Annotated in this window: 4 protein-coding genes; 1 reads left to right on the forward strand and 3 read right to left on the reverse strand. The window is 48.2% G+C overall.

The window, feature by feature from the left end:
- Window positions 1-1,556: protein kinase (locus L0156_10245; protein MCI0603380.1), on the reverse strand; the 1,556-nt coding region annotated here is incomplete at its 3' end.
- Between the two features lie 136 nt (window positions 1,557-1,692).
- On the opposite strand from L0156_10245, the gene glmS reads away from it, so the two are divergent.
- Complete coding sequence (gene glmS / locus L0156_10250) at window positions 1,693-3,483, forward strand: glutamine--fructose-6-phosphate transaminase (isomerizing) (protein MCI0603381.1); 1,791 nt, start codon at window positions 1,693-1,695, stop codon at window positions 3,481-3,483.
- Here the strand turns inward: glmS and L0156_10255 are convergent.
- A complete protein-coding gene (locus L0156_10255; GenBank protein MCI0603382.1) occupies window positions 3,480-5,762 on the reverse strand; it encodes a hypothetical protein in 2,283 nt (760 codons plus the stop codon). The genes glmS and L0156_10255 overlap by 4 nt on opposite strands.
- 102 nt (window positions 5,763-5,864) lie before the next feature.
- Entirely contained in the window at window positions 5,865-7,781 is a 1,917-nt protein-coding gene (locus L0156_10260; protein MCI0603383.1) for a potassium transporter Kup, read from the reverse strand.
- Between the last annotated feature and the right edge of the window lie 162 nt (window positions 7,782-7,943).

Genomic DNA, 7,943 nt, shown 5'->3' on the forward strand with positions numbered 1-7,943 from the left:
AAGTTCGAATCGATGGCGATCGCTTTATCAAATTCTGCTTCTGCTTCCTTAAATTGCAGCTTGTTTATAAATTCTTCGCCTTTGAAAAAATGCTGATAGGCCTGCAAATCAGAAGTTGTTACTTCTTGAACTTTTCGGCTGGAAGCCTGGATCTCTACCGCCTTTTCTTTAAGTCCACTTCTCGTTTCTTCAGACAACTTATCGATCATTTCAGGCACGCTTGCTTTTCCAGTTCCCTGTTGTTTGGTTGTAAACAGATATTCATTCTTTTCCGGGTCCAGGACCTTAAGATCGATCGTGTACAACTGATCAAACTTACGGATCGATGCAAGAATGAGAGCATTCACATTCGAGCGTTTACAAATTTCACGTCCGAGATGCTCATCGATTTTCTCCGAATTCCCCTGTCCCATTTGTTTGAGAACATCGAGCATTCGGGAGCGCGTCATCACGGAAAGTTTTCGTGACTGTTCGAGTGATGTGATCAACATGCCGGATAATCCGTCTAACTCTTTTTCACCGGTTTCGTTGATGAAGTCTGCCACAGCGACGGGAATTTTTAGGCCGGAGTCGGACGTGCCACTCATTCGCGTGAACCACCATAAACCCGCCAACACAAAACAGAGCACAAAAGCTGCGATTACCACCTTTCCAATAGGAGAGTGTTTTTCTTCAGGTCTTTTTAGCGGCTTCGTCAGCCGCACACCACTCGCTATTTCTTTCAAATCAAAAGTCAGATCGCGAGCCGATTGAAAGCGGTTTTCAGGATCCTTCTCCAGACAATGCAAAATCAATCGATCCAGCTCCGGAGGAATGTCAGCGCCGGTGGCAGATAGTTCGGGGGGATCATGATTCAGGATCGCAGCCATCGTATCGGCGGCTGTATTTCTTGTGAAAGGGCACTTCCTCGTTGCCATCTCATAAAGGATGCAGCCGAAGGAGAAAATGTCGGTGCGAGTATCCAGAGATAGACCGCGAACTTGTTCAGGAGACATATAGCCGACGGTGCCGAGAACTGTTCCCGGTTGTGTGCCGGACACTGTGGCCATGCGGCTTTCCCCCTCCGGATGCGTCGATTGATCAAGCCGCGCGAGACCGAAATCCAGAATCTTGACGCCACCGGTTGCGGTCAAAAATATATTTTCGGGTTTCAGATCGCGGTGGATGATTCCGCGTGAATGAGCGGCCGCAAGACCTTCTGCGATCGCTGTTCCGATTTCTATCAGCTTGTTCCATGAGATTTGTGAGCGACCGATCCGCTTTCGAAGCGTTTCTCCTTCCAGAAGTTCCATGACAGCGTAAGTGATTTCGTTGTGTGTGCCGAAATCGAAAATGGCGAGAATGTTTGGATGGGAGAGAGCGGCGAGAGCTTTTGCTTCCCGTTCAAATCTTCCCAGCGCTTCAGAATCCACCGCAAGCCGTTCCGGCAAAACCTTAATGGCAACGTCCCGCCCAAGACGCGTATCGCGCGCACGATAAACCTCACCCATTCCCCCAGCTCCAAGCGGCGATAGAATTTCGTACTGGTCCAAACGGCTACCGGCTTCCAAAGTCATCGCAACATTATAGTGCAAGTGTTCAACAACACCGCAGAGACGCTGAGACACAGAGAAAGGAGAGAGAACTCAATTTTTTTTCTCTGCGCCTTTACGTCTCTGCGGTGCTGCTAAATCCGCTGTACAATGTCACGATATGTGCGGAATCTTTGGAATCGTTGCAAATGAGGATCAACAACTCGGAACCATCCTTGTGGAAGCAGGGAAGCGGCTTTCCTATCGCGGCTATGATTCGGTCGGCTGCGCTACCATACGCAGGGACGGCTCGATTGATCTGAGGAAGGATGTTGGAAAAGTTGATGAGGTCACTGCGCGATACAACCTGCAAGAGATGAAGGGGCATCGCGGAATTGTTCAGCTGCGATGGGCGACATTCGGAGCGCCTTCCAAAGTCAACGCACAACCTCATCTTGATTCGGACGGCGACCTGGTGGGCGCTCACAATGGAAATGTCGTGAACAATGTGGAGCTACGGGAACAGTTCTTGAAGGAAGGAATGACTGTTCGTTCCACGAACGATGGAGAATCCTGTGTTCATGCTGTGGAGCGCTACGTCAATCAAGGTTGCAATATGATCGACGCGATTCGAAAGGCTTATAACGATCTGGAGGGGGACTACGCTTTTGTAATCGGCAAAGTTGGCGAAGATAAACTCTATGCGGTTAAAAAGGGTTCCGGTTTGGTTGCAGGCATTGCAAACGGTTTCACCTGCGTGTCGTCAGACCTCCCTTCGTTGCTGCCGCTGACACAAAAAATTTTGCGTGTGCAGGATGGTGAGATCGTGATCCTCGGTCCATCCGGTTTAAACGTGGTGAGTCTTATCGATGGAACCACGGTGGAACGGTTGCCCGAAGAGATTCAGGAGAGCATGGAAAGCGCGGTCAAGAGCGGATATCCCCACTTCATGCTGAAGGAGATTCATGAACAACCTGCAGTTGCCGGTGAATTGCTGCATTTGTTAAATGCATCCCCGCACGTGAACCGGATGGTGGAGCGAATGAAGTCAGCCCGCCACCTGTACCTTGTCGGTTGCGGCACGAGTTACCATGCGTGCCTGCTGGGCGCAATCTACCTTGGAAGACTTGCACGGCGTGCTGCTATTCCGGTTCTGGCGCCGCAATTCATCGCGCAATACGGCGCGGCAATCACGAAAGAGGACGCCGGTGTGTTTGTCAGTCAGAGTGGCGAAACAAAAGATGTATTGAACGCAGTAGAGATCGCGCAACGACAGGAAATGCTTGTGCTTGGATTCGTGAATGTCATCGGTTCGACATTAATGAACGTAAGTGAACGATACTTGCCGCTTGCGTGCGGCTACGAAATTTCTGTTCCCGCAACAAAGACTTTTATGAATCAGGCAATCCTGTTTCTTTATCTTGCGATGCGCATGGGTGGCCATTCCACCGACAGTCTTAAGAATCTTCCGAACTTGATTCAGGAATCCATCGATATGTCCGATCCGCAGGTGATCACGCTTTCCTCAGAACTCAGCGATCGCAATGATCTTTATTGTTTGGGATACGGACTCACCTATCCGATCGCGCTGGAAGGCGCATTGAAGTTAAAAGAAGTGACCTATTCGCATTGTGAAGGGATGCTCTCCACGGAGTTCAAACATGGGCCACTCTCGGCTGTGACAAAAGACTATCCGGTGATTTTTGTGGCAGGCCCGGAAGATGTTCCGTTGATTGTAAGTGGTCTCAATGAGACCACCTGTCGCGGAGGCAGGGCAATTGTAATCGGAGAAGAGGAAGAACGTCTTCGCACAAATTCTCAAGAGTTGATTTCGTTGCCGCGCGCAGGAGAAATCATCAATCCTTTGCTGGCCGTAATTCCACTGCAGCTCCTGGCGTACCGTTGCAGTGTGGCTCGCGGCTACGATCCCGACTTTCCCCGAAACCTCAGCAAAACTCTCACCGTGGACTAGTATTCCTCCAGCCAACGAACCCTTCTTCCAACATACCGGAGAATTTCCTCATCGGATAGATTTTGATTTGCATCCCTATCAATCCTTCTGTTTACTTTTTCCAGCGCTGGCAGAAGCTCCGTCCCGAGCTCCCCGGAGTTTGCCATAAATCGTCTGGCATTCAGGAAATGAGCCCTGAATGTTTTAGGGTCAAAAGACTTTTTCCACTGTAATTTATTTTTTTCAAACGCCACCCTTGGGAGAAGAATTGCTGCTGCTGTGTGATGCAGGCCGGCGCGAAAATTGTCTTGTATGTTGGGCCCGGGACGGGAGGCGCTGATATAGCGGTAAACAGAGTCCAGTTTCAATAAAGGATCGCCCCACGCAATGGGCCCGATATAAGATAGATCAAAGAAGTCTTTTTCAATCTGAGCTTTGGAATTTCGCATCAAAAGAGCCAATCTAAAATAGCTGATTTCTTTTCCTTCGGTGTTTAATCGGCTCTCGGATAGAGTAAAGTCGCCGGAAATTCCGGAAGTACCCCGGTTATAGGACATTCCAAAATAATAGGGACGATATTCCCGGAAGGTTTCGATTGCTTTCTGGTTTCTTTCCCCCAAATCCTGGCAAAGGATGTGTGGATTTCGTAAGAAGGGATCATTTAAATTGACCGCAAATTCTTCATTCTCCGGAAGAAAAATGAGCGCCTTCTTTCCTTGAAGTGTCTCAAGATTTTCTCTTAAAGTGGGAATTGGAATCCAGGCTGAAACAAGTTTGGGTACTTGAAAAGGTAAAGATGCAACAAGGCACACCGTCGCCGTGGCAACTACCCTAGTGTTTTGCAAATCCAAACAGCGGGCAACAAACAATAATAAGACCGGCGAACAAACGAAAAAATAACGAGGTCCTACAAAAAGGTCCTGGCCGACAAAAGAATAGTAAAAAGCTGCGAGACACAGGCACGAAAGGAAGAGTAATTGGTCCCAGACGTCCGCTGAAGCGCCAAGAATCACAGCAGCGAAAATGAAAAAGAGCGTTCCTGAATACCATCCGTTGAGCCAGTAATTCAGACCAAGCGCGTTATTCGAAATTTGCTCTAATCCTCTCAACGGGGTGTGGATCTGTCCAAACAGGCTTTCACCGAAGCCGTAGCGGTTGCCTGGAAACTCCAGGATGTAGGCTGAAAGCCATGGACTTCCCGTTGTTTGCCATTGATAGATTGCTATCGCGGCAGCTCCGCTCAAAATGCCAATCCCGATGGACGCTTGCATTCTCCAGGAACGGCGCCGGAGGAAACCATACGTCAAAACCGGAAGAAGAAAAGGCATAAGCGAAAATCCACGAGTTAGAACGGAAAGAAATAAAGTCAGCGCTAACAGAATAGAGCGAAGGGGATTAGGTTTTTCTGTTTCCAGGCGGATCAAATATATGGCAGCGCTTGCGAGAAACAACTCCGCTATATGAATCATGATGGTTGAAGATTGAAGCAAAACAAAAGGAGAGCAGGCAAACAGTATCCCGAAGAAAATAGCAGTCTGACGGCTATGCCATCGATCGATGTATGCGAGCCAGATCGCCAGAGTGAAAACGCTGAGAAGGGGGGGGACAAACCACTCCGCGTTGATAGGGGACGCGAGGGAAAGTATCAGAGGAAATCCAGGTAAATAAACACTGAACCATTTGCCTTCATGCATGATCAGGCTGTCATTCCGGTTGTTAAAAAATTCGGGAGACGGAGGCACGGGTGCTGTCAGTTTCCCTTGTGCGAAAATTCTTGCTTGAAATAGATGACTTCCGGAATCAGAAACGATGGTTGCTTTCTTCGCGACAAAAATTCCAATCAATGACGTTATGCAAAACAGCAGGATGAGAAGCAGGGGAACAATCCATCTCATCCGTGAAAGAAAGGAAAGGACTGATCTCGTTGTCTTTTGAATTTTTTCCGCGGCTTTTGGCGCAAGCGAAAAGAAGAAGAAACAGCAAATTAAGAATAAGGTTTGATCCAGTATCTGCTGGCTCCAGTTCTCTCTTGCAAAAGGCATACTGAGCTGGAACCATTCTCCCCAGGGTATAGCAAGCAGCGTGAGCAGGAACAAGACAAAGGTTCGGCGCCAGGACAATTGCCTCTCTCTTTGTTTCCATTGCGGAACAAGGACCAGTCCGAGAGCGACAAGAAAAAGAAGAGAGGCCACGACATAAGTTTGAACGTGTTCAAATTCGTACCATAACCTGAGCTGCGATCTGGAAATCAGTAGAAGGACGATTGCGATCAGATACCGAAGCGAAGCCCGCTTGAACATCTGCCCCCATTATACCGGACTCTTTTAACGCAGAGGCGCGAAGTCATAAAGGTCAAAAAGTACTTTGCTTTACCTTGCAGCTTTGAGCCTTTGCGTTGAATCCTAAATCTCGATTTGCATACCGAGTTCCACCACCCGGTTTGCGGGAAGCCGGAAGAATTCATTTGCGCGGGACGCATTGCGCGTGAGGAATACAAAGAGTTTTTCGCGCCAGATTGCCATACCCGGAATTTTGGACGGGATCAATGTGTTGCGGCTCATGATGTACGTGGCCGCTGCAGGATTTACGTCTACACCATTATGGTGTTTCAGCTGCCGCAGAACGAATGGAACGTCCGGATCCTCCATGAAACCGTAACGGATGATGACTTTACAGAAGCCGTTTCCTAAAGTTTCTATCTGAATCCGTTCTTTTTTTGAAACGTGCGGGATCTCCTCAGTAAGAACGGTAACAATAATGTTCTGCTTATGTAGGACTTGATTGTGTTTAATGTTGTGAAGCATCGCGATCGGAGTTCCATCAGGATCACCCGTAAGGAAAATTGCTGTGCCTGGAACTCGCGTAATTCCGTTTTTGGCAACATCTTTTACAAAGTCTTGCAGCGGGAGCATACCCAGACGCAGTTTCGCAGCAAGCAGATCGCGCCCTCTCTTCCAGGTTGCAAATACTGTGTAAACAAGGAGACCGATGAATAACGGGACCCATCCGCCTTGAGGCACTTTGATGATGTTTGCTCCGAAAAACGCAGTATCTACGGCCAAGAATCCGATCGTGACCAAAACCGCGCGGTATAAAGGCCAGTGCCAGATGTGTCGAGCAACAAAATAAGCAAGCATCGTTGTAATAATCATGGTGCTCGTTATGGCTACACCATATGCCGCTGCAAGGTTGCTGGAGCTTCTAAAACTGAGAACCAGTCCAATGGTTGCCACCATCAGCCCCCAGTTTGCGCCTGGAATGTAAATCTGCCCGATCTCCCGTGAAGAAGTGTGAATGATATTTACCCTGGGCATATATCCGAGTTGCGCCGCTTGACGCGTCAAGGAAAAGACACCAGAGATGACTGCTTGCGATGCTATGATCGTTGCCATCGTTGCAAGAATCACCATCGGATAGAGAGCCCAGGAAGGACCCATATGGTAAAAAGGATTTTTTGCCGTCCCTGGATCAACAAGCAGCAAAGCTCCCTGTCCGAAATAATTCAAAAGTAGCGAAGGACCAACGATACCGAACCAGTCAATTTGAATCGGCTTTTCACCGAAATGACCTAGATCTGCATACAGCGCCTCGCCGCCGGTCGCCACTAAGAATACGGCTCCAAGCACGAGGTAGCCTTGAAAACCATTCTGCTGAAAAAACTGCATTGCGTAAACCGGATTGATCGCTCTCAAAACCGCGGTTTCCCTGAAAATGTTAACCAGTCCAAGAATAGCCAGAGTCAAAAACCATACGATTATGATTGGTCCAAAAATGACTCCCACACCCGCCGTGCCTCTTCGTTGAAAGAGGAACAAACCTATCAAAATGATAATCGTAATTGGGACGACATAAGGACTAAAAAAGGGTGTAGCTACTTCCAGACCTTCTATGGCGCTGAGCACAGAAATGGCCGGAGTCAGCATCCCATCGCCATATAGGAGCGCGGCGCCGAATAAGCCCAGCGTTGTCAACAGGAAATATTTCTTGCCTGTTTGCTTCTTTAATATGCGATGCACCAAAGCCATAAGCGCAAGAATACCCCCTTCACCGCGATTGTCCGCTCTGATTACGTAAACGTGATATTTCAGTGTCACGACAATGACGAGTGACCAAAATACGAGCGACAGGACTCCCAGAACATTGTCATGCGTAATGGGGACTGCATGAGGACCATGAAAACATTCTCTGATGGCATACAACGGGCTTGTTCCAATGTCTCCGTAAACGATTCCAAGCGCCGTCAAACAAAGAATCCTTAATCGAGACTTTGCCTGTTGTTCTGTTTCTATTGATGTGTGATTTGCTACTGCTGTATTCATGTCTTCGACACGATGACTGTAAAAATAGCAAGAAGGTTGTAAAAAGATGGTAAGAAAGTTATAAGGATTTTATAAAGATAACGCCGGCTCTGTCCGATCTCTCAGAATATTCAGCAGCATCATGCCGATCATGGACGCGATCGTATCGATGGCTTCCATTGA

The sequence above is a fragment of the bacterium genome, assembly GCA_022616075.1.
GTDB lineage: Bacteria > Acidobacteriota > HRBIN11 > JAKEFK01 > JAKEFK01 > JAKEFK01.

Coding starts and splice junctions, on each gene's coding strand:
- L0156_10260 (MCI0603383.1), bottom strand. CDS start 7,781: ATGAATACAGCAGTAGCAAATCACACATCAATAGAAACAGAACAACAG.
- L0156_10255 (MCI0603382.1), bottom strand. CDS start 5,762: ATGTTCAAGCGGGCTTCGCTTCGGTATCTGATCGCAATCGTCCTTCTA.
- glmS (MCI0603381.1), top strand. CDS start 1,693: ATGTGCGGAATCTTTGGAATCGTTGCAAATGAGGATCAACAACTCGGA.